At 39.3% G+C, this 17216-nt stretch carries 21 protein-coding genes and 1 pseudogene; 7 read left to right on the forward strand and 15 right to left on the reverse strand.

What is annotated here, in order from left to right:
- Nucleotides 1-275: 275 nt before the first annotated feature.
- Nucleotides 276-569 carry a 2Fe-2S iron-sulfur cluster-binding protein gene (locus H6G41_RS04250; protein ID WP_190743897.1) on the forward strand — a complete coding sequence of 98 codons (294 nt, stop codon included), beginning with the start codon at nt 276-278 and terminating at the stop codon, nt 567-569.
- Nucleotides 570-763: 194 nt separating this feature from the next.
- Here H6G41_RS04250 and H6G41_RS04255 read toward each other — a convergent pair whose 3' ends face one another.
- On the reverse strand, nt 764-2431 hold the full coding sequence (locus H6G41_RS04255; protein WP_190744107.1) for a SpoIID/LytB domain-containing protein: 1668 nt from the start codon (nt 2429-2431) through the stop codon (nt 764-766).
- Between the two features lie 110 nt (nt 2432-2541).
- On the opposite strand from H6G41_RS04255, the gene H6G41_RS04260 reads away from it, so the two are divergent.
- From H6G41_RS04260 to H6G41_RS04275, 4 genes are all read left to right on the forward strand, one after another.
- Nucleotides 2542-2805, forward strand: a complete 264-nt coding sequence (locus tag H6G41_RS04260; protein WP_190743899.1) for a ParB N-terminal domain-containing protein — start codon at nt 2542-2544, stop codon at nt 2803-2805.
- Nucleotides 2806-2884: 79 nt separating this feature from the next.
- Nucleotides 2885-3376, forward strand: coding sequence for a Dps family protein (locus H6G41_RS04265; RefSeq protein ID WP_190743901.1), 492 nt, complete (start codon nt 2885-2887; stop codon nt 3374-3376).
- 110 nt (nt 3377-3486) lie between these two features.
- Nucleotides 3487-4191, forward strand: coding sequence for a nucleotide exchange factor GrpE (gene grpE, locus H6G41_RS04270; protein WP_190743904.1), 705 nt, complete (start codon nt 3487-3489; stop codon nt 4189-4191).
- Between the two features lie 626 nt (nt 4192-4817).
- Nucleotides 4818-5147, forward strand: coding sequence for an STAS domain-containing protein (locus H6G41_RS04275; protein ID WP_190743906.1), 330 nt, complete (start codon nt 4818-4820; stop codon nt 5145-5147).
- On the opposite strand, the gene H6G41_RS04280 is transcribed toward H6G41_RS04275, so the two are convergent.
- The 6 genes from H6G41_RS04280 to H6G41_RS04305 form a co-directional block, all read right to left on the reverse strand.
- On the reverse strand, nt 5148-6284 hold the full coding sequence (locus H6G41_RS04280; protein WP_190743908.1) for a PP2C family protein-serine/threonine phosphatase: 1137 nt from the start codon (nt 6282-6284) through the stop codon (nt 5148-5150).
- Between the two features lie 153 nt (nt 6285-6437).
- On the reverse strand, nt 6438-7205 hold the full coding sequence (locus tag H6G41_RS04285; RefSeq protein WP_190744109.1) for a DUF1350 family protein: 768 nt from the start codon (nt 7203-7205) through the stop codon (nt 6438-6440).
- A 117-nt stretch (nt 7206-7322) separates the two neighbouring features.
- Nucleotides 7323-8342, reverse strand: coding sequence for a UDP-N-acetylglucosamine--LPS N-acetylglucosamine transferase (locus tag H6G41_RS04290; protein ID WP_190743910.1), 1020 nt, complete (start codon nt 8340-8342; stop codon nt 7323-7325).
- A 469-nt stretch (nt 8343-8811) separates the two neighbouring features.
- Nucleotides 8812-9420, reverse strand: a complete 609-nt coding sequence (locus tag H6G41_RS04295) for an FHA domain-containing protein (protein WP_190743912.1) — start codon at nt 9418-9420, stop codon at nt 8812-8814.
- Nucleotides 9421-9423: 3 nt separating this feature from the next.
- A complete protein-coding gene (locus H6G41_RS04300; RefSeq protein WP_190743913.1) occupies nt 9424-10113 on the reverse strand; it encodes a hypothetical protein in 690 nt (229 codons plus the stop codon).
- Between the two features lie 9 nt (nt 10114-10122).
- Nucleotides 10123-11025, reverse strand: a complete 903-nt coding sequence (locus H6G41_RS04305; RefSeq protein WP_190743914.1) for a hypothetical protein — start codon at nt 11023-11025, stop codon at nt 10123-10125.
- 214 nt (nt 11026-11239) lie between these two features.
- On the opposite strand from H6G41_RS04305, the gene H6G41_RS04310 reads away from it, so the two are divergent.
- The gene (locus H6G41_RS04310) at nt 11240-12430 is read left to right on the forward strand and encodes a glycosyltransferase family 4 protein (RefSeq protein WP_190743915.1); all 1191 of its coding nucleotides are present in this window, start codon (nt 11240-11242) and stop codon (nt 12428-12430) included.
- Here the strand turns inward: H6G41_RS04310 and H6G41_RS04315 are convergent.
- The 4 genes from H6G41_RS04315 to H6G41_RS04330 all read right to left on the reverse strand — a co-directional run bounded on the left by H6G41_RS04315 (nt 12391) and on the right by H6G41_RS04330 (nt 14828).
- Nucleotides 12391-13554: a glycosyltransferase family 4 protein gene (locus H6G41_RS04315; RefSeq protein WP_190743916.1), complete on the reverse strand. Its 1164-nt coding sequence runs from the start codon at nt 13552-13554 to the stop codon at nt 12391-12393. The genes H6G41_RS04310 and H6G41_RS04315 overlap by 40 nt on opposite strands.
- Nucleotides 13555-13893: 339 nt before the next feature.
- The gene (locus tag H6G41_RS04320) at nt 13894-14175 is read right to left on the reverse strand and encodes a type II toxin-antitoxin system RelE/ParE family toxin (protein WP_015131022.1); all 282 of its coding nucleotides are present in this window, start codon (nt 14173-14175) and stop codon (nt 13894-13896) included.
- An 8-nt stretch (nt 14176-14183) separates the two neighbouring features.
- Nucleotides 14184-14453, reverse strand: a complete 270-nt coding sequence (locus H6G41_RS04325) for a type II toxin-antitoxin system prevent-host-death family antitoxin (protein WP_015131023.1) — start codon at nt 14451-14453, stop codon at nt 14184-14186.
- Between the two features lie 99 nt (nt 14454-14552).
- Nucleotides 14553-14828 carry a hypothetical protein gene (locus H6G41_RS04330; RefSeq protein WP_190743917.1) on the reverse strand — a complete coding sequence of 92 codons (276 nt, stop codon included), beginning with the start codon at nt 14826-14828 and terminating at the stop codon, nt 14553-14555.
- Between H6G41_RS04330 and H6G41_RS04335 the strand changes: the two genes are divergently transcribed.
- Nucleotides 14819-14986 (forward strand): hypothetical protein, encoded by a 168-nt coding sequence (locus H6G41_RS04335; RefSeq protein ID WP_190744115.1) that lies wholly within the window; start codon nt 14819-14821, stop codon nt 14984-14986. The genes H6G41_RS04330 and H6G41_RS04335 overlap by 10 nt on opposite strands.
- Here H6G41_RS04335 and H6G41_RS04340 read toward each other — a convergent pair.
- The 4 genes and pseudogenes from H6G41_RS04340 to apcA all read right to left on the reverse strand — a co-directional run.
- Nucleotides 14958-15164, reverse strand: a pseudogene (locus H6G41_RS04340) (IS701 family transposase); the annotation flags it as partial. The gene H6G41_RS04335 and the pseudogene H6G41_RS04340 overlap by 29 nt on opposite strands.
- 437 nt (nt 15165-15601) lie before the next feature.
- A complete protein-coding gene (locus H6G41_RS04345) occupies nt 15602-15808 on the reverse strand; it encodes a phycobilisome linker polypeptide (protein WP_045870451.1) in 207 nt (68 codons plus the stop codon).
- A gap of 239 nt (nt 15809-16047) precedes the next feature.
- On the reverse strand, nt 16048-16536 hold the full coding sequence (gene apcB / locus H6G41_RS04350; RefSeq protein WP_190546703.1) for an allophycocyanin subunit beta: 489 nt from the start codon (nt 16534-16536) through the stop codon (nt 16048-16050).
- 65 nt (nt 16537-16601) lie between these two features.
- Nucleotides 16602-17087, reverse strand: coding sequence for an allophycocyanin subunit alpha (gene apcA, locus H6G41_RS04355; protein WP_190743919.1), 486 nt, complete (start codon nt 17085-17087; stop codon nt 16602-16604).
- Nucleotides 17088-17216 lie beyond the last annotated feature (129 nt).

The following is a 17216-nucleotide window of genomic DNA, read 5'->3' on the forward strand; positions in this document are numbered from 1 at the left end:
AATTTCATTGAACTTTTTCAAACCTATCTATAATTTTTTCCAATATTAGAGTGAATCAGCCCTTAAATACATAAGTTAATCTTATTAGTATTAAATAACTAAATTTCATTACTAATCGCGGCCAATTTCGAGTTACATATTTTAATTTTTCTCGTAGTATCAGAATTGAAGCAAATTTAAACAGCGGCTCATCCCATAAGAGCAGCCGTAGGCTTTGCCTAGGTTTGCTTTAGGATAACTTATACTGCCGTTCGCAAAAAGAGAGGATTACGGAAATGGCAACTTACAAAGTCACACTAAAGACTCCCGATGGAGAACAAGTAATTGATGTTCCTGAAGATGAATATATTCTAGACGCTGCGGAAGAAGCTGGCTATGATTTGCCTTACTCTTGCCGCGCTGGTGCTTGTTCTACCTGTGCAGGTAAACTGGTATCGGGTACTGTTGACCAATCTGACCAGTCTTTCTTAGATGACGATCAAATCGAAGCTGGATATGTACTGACTTGCGTCGCTTATCCTACCTCTGACGTAACCATCGAAACTCACAAAGAAGAAGAACTCTACTAAGAATTAGGCACCTCAATCATAAAATCTCTAGCGAGGTTAATGATGGTGCAGAGGTCACAGTAGCACAGTTAAGGAACAATGTTTTCCTTTACTGTGTATTCTTGAGAGTTCGTAGTAAGGACTTTAGTCCTTATTTTCTGCACTGAAGTGCTTACTACGTACTTGGGAAATTCCCGATTCTCTAAGTCTTTGAGTTAAAACTTAATTTCGTTACTCAGAATTTTAAGTTGAGTACCAGGATAGTAAAATTGCAAAATTTTTGCACTTGACCAACCTAGCTTGGCTAAGTTTTGCGCCCCGGTTTGACTCAACCCAACTCCATGTCCGAATCCCCCACCAATAAAGGCGTACCCCCACAAATTAGATTGACCTTTATTTAGCGGTTGGATGTAAAATAGCGTGCTAATGGGAGCAGCAAAAGCGCTACGAACTTCATCTTTGTGTAAAGTAAAAACACCAATATCGGTTTTTACCGCGAGTTCCAGAATGCGCCCACTATCAGATCGCTTAGTTACGGACATAGCTTCAACAGTTTTAAATTTACTGTAGGGGCTTTTTTTCACCTGCAAGAATTTCTGTAAGCCCTTAGTAATATCCTCTATCTTGGTTTCTCGCCGCCAACGAAACAGATCCCATTCGCTTTCGTTAAAACCTTTTTCTAAATTAATAAACTGCTGAAAGTTTTTTTCATCTGCTAAGTTCTGTCTGGACAAGTCCCAAATATTTATCGGCGCATCGACTATGGGCTGAAGATAGGGACGATCTTCACCATTCCAGATATCGCTGAAAGAAGCAGTTACACCGCCAGTAGTAGAGGAATAAAGCGCATCTACTAACTGATTTTGATAAGTTAATACCATACCTTTAGTGGCGGCGATCGCTTTATCTGTAGTTGGAGCAACACCATTGAGTCCATAATAAACCTGGCAATGAGTATCAGCACATAACTGATATTCATCTATGGCAAATCTCCGTAAATTCCGTAGTACATAAGTGCGAGCGAGTATCGCTTGTGCCTCTAAAGAAGCTGTTGGGGCACTCGTCCCAATTTCATAAGGCACCACGCCCCGTAAATAAGTTTCCAAGGGCACTTCATTGACCAGAGTATAATTCCCATAAGCATTTGGCTGCAATTTCATCTGACCAGCGTAAAGACGGGCATTCTCTGGTTTAGCAGTTTTATTGACTCGAATTAAGTTTTTACCAGTGCTTATTTTGACATTATTTCGACTATAACGAGTACCATTAATTACCCAACTCACTAATGGTACTTTTGATAAAACTTTGGTATCTAGGTGTGCGGTATTTTGCTGAGAGTCTGGCAAACTCTGCAATAACAGTCTTCTTAATAAAGGAGTGTTATAAACGTCTCGTTTTGCCCAAACTTGCCAACGATCTGGCTGAGCTATTTCTACCTCAATTCCGCGATCGCGCCATTTTTGGGCACTATCTTCCGCAGTTTCAAAGGTGCGGTAAGTACCTAAAACAACCACCTCCTTCACTGCTGGTTGAGATAGGGGTTGCATTACTGTTTCTATCTGGACGGGATCTTGGGTAATCAGTGTTTGCTCAGAGTTAGCTGTCTTAAATCTCAGCTTGAGGCGATCGCCTTTGGTCGGTTGCAATTGCAGCTTGGCTGTGGGTTCTTCCCCAAATCTTTGGACAATCCCTATTTTCAAGACTACATCATTATTTTTGCTCCCGGTACCTGATGCCGCAGTTAGTCCTAATAAACAAAATGCTATCAGTAGAGTACGGGAAACATTCCAGTACGACTTTTTCTTTCTAACTTGATTTTGCCCCTCTGCTTGGCGTTGAGGCAGATTGTCCAATTGCTTTCTAGCGTAGTGGTTTTGTCGCATGAGCGCTCCAATGATACCATTACCAGTTTTGTCCCAATAGTTGCAAAATAAAGTCATAACGACTATGATTTATTCATGGTCAACAAAGGGAATTAGTTAGGAAAACCCTGATGGTTAGAATCCAAGAAATTCCACTGAATCAGATTAAGCGGCCTTTGCCCCGGACAAACGATCCGCATAAAGTACAAGCCTTGATGGAATCGATTGCGGCGATCGGGCAACAAGAACCCATAGATGTCCTAGAAGTAGATGGACTGTATTATGGCTTTTCTGGTTGCCATCGCTATGAAGCTTGTCAACGTCTAGGCAAAGAAACAATCTTAGCTAGAGTCCGCAAAGCTCCCCGTAGCGTTCTCAAGATGCATCTAGCATGAGAAATTGTCAATGGTATGTGCAAAAAAAAGCAACAATATACAACAGACAATTAATTACATAACCGATTAGGAGAAAATTATGCCATCTAAACCAGAAACTGTAGCTTTGAATATCGGTATTGATGATGCCAGTAGAGCAAAAATTGCTGAGGGCTTGTCTCGGTTATTGGCTGATACCTACACCCTGTATCTGAAAACGCATAATTTTCATTGGAATGTGACCGGGCCAATGTTCCAAACCTTGCATTTGATGTTCGAGACCCAGTATACAGAACTAGCCTTAGCAGTGGATTTGATTGCAGAACGAATTAGAGCGCTAGGCTATCCCGCACCAGGAACCTACAGCGAATATGCTAAACTCAGTTCCATTCCCGAAACCCCAGGCGTGCCCAAAGCCAAGGATATGATCCGCTTACTAGTGGAAGGACAAGAAGCTGTAGTCAGAACTGCACGTTCTGTTTTTCCTGTGGTAGATGAAGTCAACGATGAACCCACTGCTGACTTGTTAACTCAACGGATGCAAGTACATGAAAAAACAGCTTGGATGTTGAGAAGTTTATTGGAAGAATAGGGGCATGGGGGAGCCACTGCGTTAGGACGGGTATCCCGGCTTAAAGCAAGTGGCGTCATGGGGCATGGGAAACTATTTATTATTGATCAATGACTAATGACTGTTGACCAATGACAACTGACACGTTCACCCACTTGTTGCAGGATTTAATGCAGCAAGTGGGTATTTCCAGTTTTAAAGCGCTGAGTCGTGCTGCTGGTGTTTCTGAGCGGCAAATTTTGCGCTTGCGACAGGGTAAGGTGGCGCAGATGCGCGTATATATACTTCTTAAATTGTCACAAGTACTACAGATAAATTTGGATGAATTAGTAGTAAGGTTTTCGGAACTGGCTCCTGATAGTATTTTAAGTCAGGATAATCAGGAAATAAAGCGGCATTCTGTGCCGACTAATACTGAGCAAGAATTATTACAAAAAATTTCTGAGTTAAAAAATGAGTATGAGCGATCGCAGTTGGCGCTACAACAACAGCGAGAGACATTACTCAAAGAGTTTCAGCAGCAGAGTTTACAACATTTAGAATCTTTATTATTGCAATGGCCGACGGCGGCGCAAAAAGCGGCAGAAAATCCTCAGCTAGCAGCAATTAAAATAGTACCCTTGGTGCAAAAGCCTTTAGAAAAACTTTTACAACAGTGGGGAATAGAAGCGATCGCAACTGTAGGCACAGAAATCCCATACGATCCTCAATGGCACCAATCGATGGCTGGAAATCTCCAAGCAGGTGAGCTAGTCAAGGTACGTTACACTGGTTATCGTCAAGGAGACAGGCTACTTTATCGAGCTAAAGTTAGCCCTATCAACAATTTCCAGTAAAAGTGTTAAAAAAATTCGCAAATTTGGGAATTCTAATAATTAGAGGCACTCTGGAAAGAGAATGCTAGTTGTTGCACTCATCCGCCATTGGAGGCTGAGATAGTTTGATCGCAAGCGAGAGAAAACCTAATCCTACAAGGGGTGGCGAGGTTATTCTCTCCATCGCCGTCATTTGTTAGTTATCAGGGGTCGTTGGTCGGTTGTCTTTGCTACTTACTACTGAATTCGGATGCGAAATTCCGCCTTTTCTAGGGGGTGGGATTGGCAGACAACTCTTTGAAGTCCTGCTATGGGAGGATGTGCCTAAAGCTAAAGGCAGATTTGATGATTGAGTAGTCAAAACTAAGGTGACTGCAAAGTCCACTGACTTCAGCCTTGACTGCGACGAGCTAATTCACCTTTGAGAACTAAATCACATGAACCATAAGTTAGTTAATAGTTAAGAATTGGTAATTATCGATTCAGATTTTCCTGATATTCATCATCGATAATTTACGGTGCAGCATTCAGTATTAGTAGTTCATGAACTTCTCCCCTGTTATGGTTTATCAAATAAAATATGTGTGATATATAATACTTAAATTCATTGCAACATAAGCTTTTTTAGAAAATCAGGATAAAATTTTATGACACAATCAGAAGTACAAGTTATTAAGCTCAGCGGAATTATCAATTCAGCCACATCTCAAGAATTACGTCAAAGGCTGAATGATTTAACCGAAAAAGGTGCAAAAATTGTGTTAGTAGATTTCCAAGATGTGACGTTTATGGATAGTTCTGGTTTGGGAGCTTTGGTATTAGCTTTCAAAACCTTAAGAGCAGCAAATAGACAGTTGGCACTTTGTTCGATTAATGAGCAAGTAAGAATATTATTTGAATTAACTAGTATGGATAAAGTGTTTGACATCTTTCCCAGTCAAGATGAATTTCATCAAGCTGTCCTCTCAAAAACTTAATTAATCAAATTGAACTTCAATAATCGATAAATCATCCTCAAAAGCTTCTTGAGAACGCAAAGCCATTAAATAATTCAAGACTTGTTCTAGATGAGGTTCAATGTTATGCCTCAAGCTACTGAGGAGGTGAATAAATGCATCCAAACTCCAAAGTTTGCCATCTATTTTTGTGATTTCGTAAGCGCCGTCACTAAAAATATAAAGAGTGCTACCTGTTTTAATTTCGCAACAACCATCAGTATATTGTGCTTCTGGGAACATCCCAACCGGCATACCGGGGGTTCTTAAAAGTTCAACTTCAACGTTATGGGATTTTTCACCAGATAATAATATTGCTGGTGGATGTCCGGCGCTCGCATAAATTAACTGTCGCTTAACTCTGTTATATACGCCATACCAGATAGTAAAGTATTTATCATTTTGATAACTAATTTGAAAAGTGTCATTTAATGCTTTTAAGACATGACTGGGTTGATAGTAATTTAAATTGCCAACTGAATGCGATCGCAGAAAATTTAACACGGAAATAGAAGGGAGAGTAGCCTTCAATCCATGTCCAGCAGTATCTAGTAGGTAAATTATTAAACAATCTCGATCGAGCCAGTAGTAATCAAAGCAATCGCCACCGAGTTGGCGGGAGGGAAGAAAGCGGTAATTGATGCGCAAAGGTTCAGTAATGGGAAGAGGTAAAAGCGATCGCACATAGTCTGCGGCTTCGGTTAATTCTGCTTCTAAAAGTTGCTTTTGGGTTTGCAAATCCCGGCTCAAAATATGCAATCTCAATCCGGCTCTTACCCTTGCTTGCAATTCGTTCTGTTCGATGGGTTTAGAGATAAAATCGTCAGCACCAGCATCTAAACCTTTGACGCGATCTGCAACAGAATCTAAAGAAGTTAATAAAATAAAAAATATAGTAGATAATTTGGAATCTGTTTTAATGCGATTACAGACTTCCAAACCATCTAAACCAGGCATAATCCAATCACAAATAATTAGTGCGGGATGAAAAGCTAGTACTTGATTAATCCCTTCTTCACCATTACTCGCAGTGATTACTTCGTAACCCTGTTTTTCTAATATTCTTTTTAGGAGTATTAAAATTGAAGTATCATCATCAATTACTAATATTTTAAACATAGAAAAAGGCGATAAAAAATAGTGCATAAAGTGCTAGGAATTAGTAATAAAAATTTACTTATTAGCACTAATGGGTTAGTAAGCTTGCGCCAGCAATCTTACTAACCCATTTCTCAGATCCAGACTTGATTACTTTGTCAGAGCCATACATAATTATGGCGGTGAAAGAGGGTTTAACCACAAGAGCATAGCATTTTTTAGTTGGTTCAAGTCACGGTATGCTTCTTGTTTAAACCATTGTCCTAAAGCATCAAAAGGCGTAAAAGATGCTCCTGGTTGCCATTTTATATCTTGCCCTAAAGGTGTAGTATGAGTTCCTGGTAAAATTTGAACTGTCACCATTTCTGGAAAGCGTTCTTGTAAAATTTGGCTTAAAGCTTTTGATTGGTCAAGGGTATCATTGCTAAATTTAATTAATAAGTTGCGCCGGATATTATAGCGTTCTTGTACCAGCTTGTTAGTTTCTAGGGGTGTGGGGGTAAACTCAATTGCTAAAGCCGAATTCAACTGCTCTACTAAGGGGATAGCATCTTTAGCAGCATAATTATTAAAAGAGATGAGAATATTACCTGCACGTTCTACATCAAAGACGCTACCGGTGAGGAGGTGGAGTTTACAACCCATGCTATGTCCAATTCCGTAGATGGGAAGGTAGGCTTTGCGTAATGCTGAAGAGTCTTGGAGACGTTCGAGAGTGCGCTCAAAATTCAGCAGTACAGATTTAGCGATCGCAATATGATCTAGGGTATTGACAAAAGGCGTCGCAATAATTAGATAACCTTTAGCAGCTAGTTGTTCTAGTAGCCAACGGTAAGTGAGATGGGGTGCAGTTGCAACAAAAGCACCTCCTAAAAAATGGATGATACCGATAGGATTTCGGGGAATTAGCACCCAATTACCTCGAATTTCTTTCCAGTCCATGCGGATAGGTGATCGCTTAATTAACATATCTTTATGTTAGAGCAGCGATCGCAGCACTGGAAGATTTTACCTGAAAGTTGTTGATGGTTGACTGTTGACTGTTGTCTGGGAATTACTCTATTTGGTTTGCTCAATGCGATCTACAGCTTGTACTGCACCATTAATATAAAAAGGTACAGATGAATTTTTGACTGACTTTGCTTGCTCTAGGAGAAAATTAACAGTTTTTTTGATGTGTAGTAGCTGGTTGTCGAGTTTCATATTCTCAATATTGTGGATGCAATAACTGTTGCAAGCTCTTTTATTTTGGCGATCGTATAATCGCTCTAAGGCTAAGGCGACTAAAGGTACACCGACAGCAGCACATTCATAAACTGTGTTGTAACCCCCTCCACCAACGACAACATCAGCTGCGGCTAAACATTCAATTCCTGGATGGTGGGATATCCACAAATTTTCTGGACATTCTTGTGGACAATTAGCAGCTAAAATTCTGACTGCACAATCAGGGAAATTTTGCTGTAAATGTATAGCTAATTTACCAAATAAAGCTAACTCTGATGTTTTACCAGATGCACAAACCAGGATAGTTTTGACAGATGGATCGACTCGCAGAATATGCGATCGCGTGGTTACTCTATCTGGTAATTCCCAAGAGTTACGAATTAACCAGGGTTCTGTATGTTGGACTATAGGTAGATCGCAAAATGCTAAATCTTTACCTTCACCAGGGACAATAACTTTATCAAAGTTTTCTCGCACAAAACTCCGTAAGTTTTTGGCTGCTACATAGCGTGAGTTAATATCCCGATGAATCAAAATCCGGGGAACATGATCCAATTGAGGTAATATATCTGCTAACTCACCGCCTAATCCTCTGGGGAATGTATCAATAATTAAGCGATCGTAGGCAGTGTTATACAATATATCTCTGACTTGTAAGCAAGTCTGTGAAGCACCTGTATTTTCAGGAATTAAATAGATAAAACAGCCTTCATCATCTATTTGTTTAGCATAGGGACTATTGGTAATAATTTTGACATTTCTTTGTGTTGTGGCTATTCTCCCCAAAGATAAAGCACGAGTCAAATGTCCCCAACCGCCACCCAAAGCGTAAATCAGCCAAGTCTCCGTCAAGATTAAGTTACCTTACTCTCACTAAAAATTAAGATATAAAATTATCGACATTGCATAAATGTAGGATGAATTAAAATGTGATAGCCAGACTAAAGGTTGATTTTTCAGGTGTTTACGCCCAAAATGTCAAAATTCCTATGCTTTGTGTCTAGCAGGGAAAAAATTTCATCACATCAATGAGCAACACCAATTTTTATACCAATTAACACAATTTTAGCGGCAGATATACCTTTAAATAGTCAACTGAGGTATATCATATATGTCGCTTTATCGGCTCAAATTTATAAAATTTAGCACTTAAAATTATAATCTATTACTTATTTATTGAGTATATTCAAAACTGAAAAGCATATAAATGCAGATAAAAACCGATAAATACAGATAAATTGCTGGTTAAATACAAACACTGAAAGTAGAGATACAGGGGAGGTGGGGAGGCGCAGAAATGATCAATCACAACGGATAAATTTCAACTTGCTCCCATATCGCTTTCAAAATCAGCATCTTGCTCTGTTTCTAAACTTACAGCATCCGCTTCCGTAAAGTCTACATTACCAGTCTCAGGGTCGTAGGAATAGCGATCGCGGTCTTCATAATAATCTCTACCCCAACCTGAGCGATAATTACCATATTCGGAATAATAGGCGTAGTCATCCTCGTAAGTTTGGTTACAATCAGGACAGCCTGTCCTATCAGTACGACCACAGCGACGCTTAAATAAGAAGCCTACCATGCGATCGCACTCCCAAACTTGAGTTGTAAAAATTACCACGATTTCACAAGCACCAATGGAAATGCGATCGCCATTTTTTAGAATACCACCAATCACCTGTACGCCATTAATTTTGATGCCATTACTGGTATTTTGATCAGTAATTACTAATTCTTGATTTTGCCAATCAATTAAAGCATGGTAATCTGCAATTAAGTCATCTTCAATGGCTATTCTTGAAACTCTTTGTTCATTAATTTGTTGTGGCATTTCTGAAAAAGATCGCCCAATAGCTACTGGAGTTTCTAATAATGGTTCTCGCTGTTCTTCGCTATTGGGATCTAGCCAACTTAACTGAACTTGCAAAGTTTATTTTCCTCCTGTTAAATTGACAGCATAAGCTAAACCAGCTTGCTGCTCGCGGGTGAGAACATCAAAGCCAAAGCAGGTAAATGCTATTGGCGATAATTGAGATTTTGTGGAAAAAATTGTTTTTGATGGTGCTTTAATTAACGAAGTTTTATCATTTTTTACTTTTATTTGATAAACCAAATTTTTATTCGGTGTTACTATCTCAAAACCATTATTACGTGACTGAATCAGATAAACTGCTTTTTTCGCTCCATCTTCTAACTGATACTCGCTGTTATTCTGTTTTCTCAAAATATATAAATCTTGTTTTTGATTAGCATCTTTCAGCTTCCAACCGCCTTGTTCGCTGACTACATAACCTAATACTGTCTCCGATACATTTTTGATTTTAATTTTTCCTTGTTTATCAGCTTTAATCCTGGCTAATTCTTTATTCTTCCCATCAACTAATTTTGCACCATCTGCTTCTGGCTTCATCGTAAATAATTCTGTACCACCCTCAGTCTTAAATTTAATTTTCTCCTGAGTTGCAGCTACATTAGTAGCCACTGGTGGAGTTTGAGAACTGCTATTCTTACTGTTATTACTATTACTCGCTACTTCATTACCAGATTTAGCACTACCACAACTAACGATAGTAGTGACTAATAATAATGCTAAAAAACTTCTCAGAATTATGATTTTCATAATTTTATATTATTTAGAAAGTACTTTCGCTAAATTTAATACTTGATAAAGGCTAAGAAACATCATTGTAATTGTTTCATATATTTCTTTACTATTACCTGCTACCTGGGGAGCCATCCTCACATTCAGATGTACAGCCTTGTCTGTCAATTTGACATTCCGTAAATGAGATAAGTAAGGTAACTTTACCGCATTACTGACTTCATTTTGCAAAATTTTAACTGCTCCGTAACGGCGTTGAGGATAATTTAAGCTGAGAACTATATCTAACCCTATATCGGTACTTTTCGTTTTATATTTGCTTTTACCACTGCTACCACGTTTCCAACCATATTGAGTTTTTGCAGCTTCAGTAGCAGTTAATAAAAACCTAGTTTTATCCAAAAACTGTCCTGTTAATTTCAACCATTCATTTTGATATTTATCTATTTTCCAGTCACTCTTAGTGGGATGAGGTACAGTTTCTACTATATTTTCTTTAATTCTCGTCTTTTTAAACGATAATTGGATTTCTATTTCGCTAGCTGCATCCATATCTCGCGCTAGCATTTCCACAAGTCGCTGTGTAACTTCATAGCGAGAATTAATAATATTTAACTTTCGCAGCTTGAATTTTTTAAACAATTCATAGATTATTGCAAATATTAAACCGATAATTCCTAAAAACAGCGCCAATATTAATAAAGATACGGCTGGAAACTGAGGCATTAATAAAAATAATATAAAACCTAAAACAACGCAGCCAATTATGCCGTAAAAATAATTTAGCGCTCGTTGAGCATATTTACTCTGCTGTAGTTCTGCTAATTGATCTATACCTGCTATTTCTTGCAAATCAGCAATGATTGTACTAATATTTGCTTTTGCCGTATAAATTTGGTTTTGTCTAAATTTTAGAAATTCAATCGGCATTTTCTTAAAACTCCATTTATTAAATTAAAAATACTTTTATTAAGTTTATTGACAAAATATATAAAATTTTACTTTTTTAGCGCTGTTCTTTGTATGTCATCAAGAAAAGTAATTTAGGTAAACAAATATAATTACTATATATTAGCAATATATACAATGTGGCTGTCAGTATATCAAACAGAAAATTAGGTGTCAACGGAATTTCTATACATTAATGAATAGATCAAAAATTGCTTATATTGCCTTTGATACAGTTCCTGCGCCTAAAGGTGCAGCTATTCATATACAAGCTTTTTATATTGCTTTAGCCACAGCTTTTGAAGATATTCATCTAATCACAGTTTCTCCCACAGTAACAGGTATAGATGCTCAAAAAATCTATCCGCAAGTTAGACAAACTACATTTACAGCAATAGGAGAGACTTTAATTCACAGAGTTTTATATTTTCGGCATTTACTTCTAAATTGGTTACAAGGAAAGAGATTTGACTGTATACATATACGTTCAATTTACGAAGGTTTTCCTATCGCTAGGAATAAACAAAAATATTGCGATCGCCTAATTTTTGAAGTTAACGGTTTACCATCAATTGAGTTAAAATATCGCTATCCTGCCGTAGCTGAAGATAGAGAGTTACTACATAAATTGCATTCTCAAGAGCAAATTTGTTTAGAAGCTGCCGATTTAATTATCACTCCTAGCAAGATTACCAGCGAATATCTACAAAATCGTGGCATTTCTGTAGATAAAATCCGTGTAATTCCCAACGGCGTAGATTTAAAAATATTTACAAATAACCAAGGACACATAACAAATGACAAACTAGAAATTATCTACTTTGGTACACTTTCACCTTGGCAAGGGGTAAATCTAGCCGTTGAAGCATTAGCCTTAATTAATCGAGAATTTCCTGTCAGTTTGAAAATTATTGGACAAGCCAGAGAATATCAAATTAAAGCATTAAAACAGCTAGCATTAAAACTGGGAGTGGCAGATAAATTAACTATTTTAGAACCAACTTCTCAAACTCAATTGGTGAAACATATTCACACCAGTGATGTAATTTTCGCTCCTTTAATGCCAAGCGATCGCAATTTAGTCCAAGGTTGTTGTCCTTTAAAGATTTTAGAAGGGATGGCGACGGGAATACCTGTAATTGCTAGCGATTTACCAGTAGTTAGGGAATTAGGAGAAGATGGAGTACATTTTTTATTAGTTAAGCCAGGTTCAGCCAAATCTTTAAAAGATGCCGTGTTACGCTGGCAAAATGAGCCAGAATTAGGGCAAAAACTAGCGATAAATGCCCGTCAGCGAATAGAAGATAATTATACTTGGCAACATGCTGGCGCAGCTTTAATTAAAGCTTATACAGAATTGGGAATTAAACGAGCGATTAAAGTTTGAAGTTGCAACTTTTCCTGAGCTAGGGAATATTCAGTTAAAATGCGATCGCGTGCAGCTTGGCTAATTTTATTTTTCTCTTCATCTGTTAACGTCAAATATTCCAACACCGCCTCACCTAGCTTGTGCAACTGCGAACGAGGTAGCAAAAAGCCATCTTTACCATGTGTAATCACCTCCGGAATCCCACCCGCATCACTGGCGATACAACCACAACCACAAGCCATTGCTTCTAACAACGCATTTGGCATACCTTCCCACAGTGAAGGCTGAAGATAAACATCACACAAGCGTAGATATTCAGCCACCGCCTCCGGATTTGGTAAATGTCCTGTGATAATTATTCTTTGGGCATTTTCTGGCTGATGAGTTTTATACAATTGCAGCACTGATTCTTGAGAAGGGCGTACCTCACCAATAATTAACAAACAAGCAGGACGCACTTGTCGAACTGTTGTTAAAGCATTCAATAAAAATTGCTGCCCTTTTTTATCCCTTAATTCCCCACAAAATCCCAAAACTACCTCATCTGCGGCAATTCCTAATTCTTCCCTGCTAATTTCTACCTTCTTTGCTGGCGGAGAAAATATTTCTGTATCAACAGCATTTTTCAATACCAACACATCACCCCGCCCACCCAGTAGCTGAATTTTGCGCGACATATCAGCACTTACTGCCGTAATCACCTTGGTGTGTTGTAGCGTCCATTGTAAACGGGCAAAATCTCCCGGTGGAAACATTTCGCGGTCAATATCATTACCACGGGCGCTAACTGTACTCGGTAATCCCACAAGTGCAGCAAACCAAGTAGCCAAAAAACCACTGGGAAACAAATAATGTCCCCATATAGCATCATAACCAGAGGCAGAATGTAACCATTCCAGAACATTTAATGTATGAGGCATCGTCATGTCCCAATGACGATATAACCCAATACGATAAACACGAATATTTGCTTCCTTAGTTTCCGGTGGTAAAACCTCACCTGGTTGGAGGTAACGACTCCAAGTCACAACATCAACTTCAACACCCAGTTGTGACAGCGTCCCTACCAACCGCGTTGCACTCCTAGCCAAACCACCCAAATCTGGCGCAAATCTCTCTGTAATGAAAAGTAGGCGTGTCATGACTTTCCTTTAGCTCATTTCCGCCTTGTAATTATCTCTTACAGAATGGGAATAAAGGAGTAAAGTTTAACTTTGCGATCGCATTCTTCAAAACTACAAAAAGGCGATAACTTCGTTAAGCTGCGCTAACGCACTTCTCAAAACTACCAAAATGCGATTGCACTCTCTCCACTACAACAAAAACGCGATTGCACTTCTCAAAACTACCAAAATGCGATCGCACTTCTCAAAAACCAAATGCGATCGCACTCCTCAAAACTACTAAAATGCGATCGCACTTCTCCAACACCACAAATGCGTAGCCGTAAGGCTTGTCGTCAGACATCGCACTACAAATCTCTAGCCCAGCAAACGTTTAAGCTGCTTATACACTTCATCGTCGTTACGTTTACCGACTAAAATTACCTCGACCAAATCTGCATCTATATCAAAGCGGTAAACAATACGATATTCTCCAGAATCTACGCGATAGTATCCTGGATAACCAATTAATTCTTTATAATCTGCGGGTAAGGGGTCAACATTGAGTGACATTACTTTTTTCGCTATTTGGGCAGCGATTTTGGGTTGTAAACCTTTGAGAAAATCGAGAACCGTCTCTAAACCATCTAATTTTGCCATACCATAAATTAATCATCAAATGCTGCTAGACGTTCGAGTTCTGTAGTAAAAATCTCAGACCCAACCATTTTAGAATTAGCTACAGCCATTTGTGCTTGTTGACCTAAAATTAAATCTTCTAATTGAGCAATTCTATTCATTAATTGCTCGTAATTCTCCGCTGACATAATTACGTAACTAGCTTGTGATTCGCTTGTCAGTATGATTGGTTCCGTCGCAGCTTGTTCTAAAACATCGCTGTAGATATTTTGGATATCTCCAAGGGTAAATTGGCGCATTTTCAAGCTTTCCTAAATGCTTATGAAGAGATTATAACAAGTACATCATTAATATTTTTTAGCAACTAATTAAATTCACGCGATCGCACTTTCCCAACATCACAAAGGCGTAGCCGTAAGGCTTGTCGTCAGACATCGCACTCTCTCCACTACAACCAAAAGGCGATCGCACTTTCCCATAAACTTAATAAATGCGATCGCATTCCTCAAAACTACCAAAATGCGATCGCACTTTCCCATAAACTTAACAAACGAGATCGCAATTCTCCAAAAACCAAAAGGCAATCGCACTTTCCCAACATCACAAAGGCGATCGCACTTCCCAAAAACCAAAATGCGATCGCATTCTTTAAAACTACCAAAAAGTGATCGCATTCCTCAAAACTACTAAAAGGCGATCGCATTCTTTAAAACTACCAAAAAGCGATCGCATCATCTTAGAATTGACCAAAGATCATCTCGAATTAGCCACCGAACTACTAGAAAAATTAGACGAGCATTGGAAATTGGCTCCCCGTAAAGCTTCTCTATGACCGTATCATCAACGCTTAAAATCCCTCCTATCAAATTAATTACGCTCTTTACCATATCGAACAAATCTTTTGGTTCGTATCTCTCTCTGAGTAAAAAGCGATTTACACTATCATGTGAAACATCTTTCAATATCTCTGCTAATCGGCTGCATCCCCCATGCTTTGGCTCTGATAGCAGAAATAGAGTGTAATGTTCCAGATTACATTGTGCTGTCGAGGGTTTGCTGATTTCTCTAATTGTCCGATACCTGTGAGTAGACGACACCAATCTCAAGTCAGCATTATATTACCACTCTGTCAATGCGTAAGTCCTAGATCCAATAGTCATCAAATTACGAAAAATTGGCGCGGGAGGGGACACAGCAGTGCTGTGTCCCTACGATATATGTAGTTTTAAAAACCATGCATATTTAGTATTTCCTGGCTTAACTCTTAAAGGCTATAAATTCAAGAGTGCGATCGCACTTCCCGCATCAATCAGAAGGGAATGAGGGAACAAGGGAGAGAAGGGAGACAAATACCCAATGCCCCATGCCCAATGCCCCATAACAAAAAAGAGGCCTCACTCGACCTCTTCGCAACTCCCTACAATAATCTTCGTTATATAGATGGTAATTACAGCAACCCAGTGTTAGTACCTTGCTTACCAGTTGCCAATTCAACTTTAACGATTTTGCCACCCATTTTCATGATGCGTTGCTGTTCGCGGAACCAGTTCTCGAAGGGGACTAACTTGGTGAAGTAGGTATTTTGCAGTTCGCGTTGGGTGCGAATTCGGGTTTGACTGGGTACACAAGCAGTAACTTTAAACAACCGGGCCATCTTAGATTCTCCTGTAGTAATTGTGAAAACTTTTTTATTTCAAAAAAGGGGAGCGTTTTTAAGACAAATTCTTTAAATTAATCACTGCAAAGGCTGGAAATCAAGCATCAATACTAGACCGCTAACACTCATCATAATTGATTATTTCAACGAAGTTAAGCGATAAACGCTCTAGCACTCACAATTGATTTCCAGACTTCAATTAAGCCGCACCTAAATTATTAAGTGCCAACTAACTCTTAGCTTAAGCCAGAGGAGATGTAGTCTAGGTAAACACCCATTTCTTTACCAGCATCAGAACCTACCAAGCTAGCGGTTACTTCTTTGATAGCTTGGATAGCTTGTACGGTAGAGCTAACGGGAACGCCCAAGGAGTTGTAGGTTTCTTTCAAACCGTTGAGTACGCGCTCGTCGAGGATGGAAGGATCGCCAGCTAGCATAGCGTAGGTAGCATAGCGGAGGTAGTAATCCAAGTCGCGGATACAAGCAGCGTAGCGACGGGTGGTGTACATGTTACCGCCGGGACGGGTAACGTCAGAGTACAACAAAGATTTAGCTACAGCTTCTTTAACGATCGCAGCAGCGTTAGCGCTGATGGTGCTAGCAGCACGTACGCGGAGTTCGCCACTTGCAAAGTAGTTTTTGAGTTTGTCTAAAGCAGAAGCGTCTAGATATTTACCTTGAACGTCTGCAGAGTTAATGACAGAGGTAATTGCGTCTTGAGCCATGTTGTTAATTCCTTTTTTCCAACCGTATTACAATACTTCGGTTTTAGCAGCGAAACCGCTTTAACCTAGGAGAGGGCACCAACTACGTAGTCGAAGTAAGAACCAGCTTCAGCTGCATCATCAGCAGACAGTAATGCAGAAGCGCCGCTCTTTAGACCACGGATACCTTCAGTAATACCTTCGATAGGAGTACCCAAGGACTTGTACATTTCACGAGCACCGATTACACCGATTTCTTCGATGGGGGTTACGTCGCCAGAAACGATTCCGTAGGTAACTAGACGCAAGTAGTAGTCTAAGTCGCGTAAGCAGGTAGCTGTCAATTCTTGACCGTAAGCGTTACCACCAGGAGACACTACGTCAGGACGCTTTTGGAAAACTTGTTCGCCAGCTTGCTTAACTAGACGCTCGCGGTTTTCAGTTAAGATTTGTGCAATCCGCAGACGACGCTCACCGCCGCTAACAAAGGACTTGATCCGATCTAACTCACCAGGGCTGAGGTAGCGGGCTTCTGCATCAGCATTCACGATGGACTTCGTGACGATACTCATTAATGGATTCCTCCAATCTACGAATTAAACCAGAATTTTAATTAAAACTGGTGCGACTTTAAATTTTGGATGACGGTAGCTTTTTTCTTGTTAATTCTTCAGAACAAACACTTGACAAAAATGTCATAT

Origin of the sequence: Tolypothrix sp. FACHB-123 (assembly GCF_014697075.1) — a bacterium.
Classification (GTDB): Bacteria; Cyanobacteriota; Cyanobacteriia; order Cyanobacteriales; family Nostocaceae; genus Aulosira.

Coding starts and splice junctions, on each gene's coding strand:
- H6G41_RS04250 (WP_190743897.1), top strand. CDS start 276: ATGGCAACTTACAAAGTCACACTAAAGACTCCCGATGGAGAACAAGTA.
- H6G41_RS04255 (WP_190744107.1), bottom strand. CDS start 2,431: ATGCGACAAAACCACTACGCTAGAAAGCAATTGGACAATCTGCCTCAA.
- H6G41_RS04260 (WP_190743899.1), top strand. CDS start 2,542: ATGGTTAGAATCCAAGAAATTCCACTGAATCAGATTAAGCGGCCTTTG.
- H6G41_RS04265 (WP_190743901.1), top strand. CDS start 2,885: ATGCCATCTAAACCAGAAACTGTAGCTTTGAATATCGGTATTGATGAT.
- grpE (WP_190743904.1), top strand. CDS start 3,487: ATGACAACTGACACGTTCACCCACTTGTTGCAGGATTTAATGCAGCAA.
- H6G41_RS04275 (WP_190743906.1), top strand. CDS start 4,818: ATGACACAATCAGAAGTACAAGTTATTAAGCTCAGCGGAATTATCAAT.
- H6G41_RS04280 (WP_190743908.1), bottom strand. CDS start 6,284: ATGTTTAAAATATTAGTAATTGATGATGATACTTCAATTTTAATACTC.
- H6G41_RS04285 (WP_190744109.1), bottom strand. CDS start 7,205: ATGGACTGGAAAGAAATTCGAGGTAATTGGGTGCTAATTCCCCGAAAT.
- H6G41_RS04300 (WP_190743913.1), bottom strand. CDS start 10,113: ATGAAAATCATAATTCTGAGAAGTTTTTTAGCATTATTATTAGTCACT.
- H6G41_RS04305 (WP_190743914.1), bottom strand. CDS start 11,025: ATGCCGATTGAATTTCTAAAATTTAGACAAAACCAAATTTATACGGCA.
- H6G41_RS04310 (WP_190743915.1), top strand. CDS start 11,240: ATGAATAGATCAAAAATTGCTTATATTGCCTTTGATACAGTTCCTGCG.
- H6G41_RS04315 (WP_190743916.1), bottom strand. CDS start 13,554: ATGACACGCCTACTTTTCATTACAGAGAGATTTGCGCCAGATTTGGGT.
- H6G41_RS04320 (WP_015131022.1), bottom strand. CDS start 14,175: ATGGCAAAATTAGATGGTTTAGAGACGGTTCTCGATTTTCTCAAAGGT.
- H6G41_RS04325 (WP_015131023.1), bottom strand. CDS start 14,453: ATGCGCCAATTTACCCTTGGAGATATCCAAAATATCTACAGCGATGTT.
- H6G41_RS04330 (WP_190743917.1), bottom strand. CDS start 14,828: ATGCGATCACTTTTTGGTAGTTTTAAAGAATGCGATCGCATTTTGGTT.
- H6G41_RS04345 (WP_045870451.1), bottom strand. CDS start 15,808: ATGGCCCGGTTGTTTAAAGTTACTGCTTGTGTACCCAGTCAAACCCGA.
- apcB (WP_190546703.1), bottom strand. CDS start 16,536: ATGGCTCAAGACGCAATTACCTCTGTCATTAACTCTGCAGACGTTCAA.
- apcA (WP_190743919.1), bottom strand. CDS start 17,087: ATGAGTATCGTCACGAAGTCCATCGTGAATGCTGATGCAGAAGCCCGC.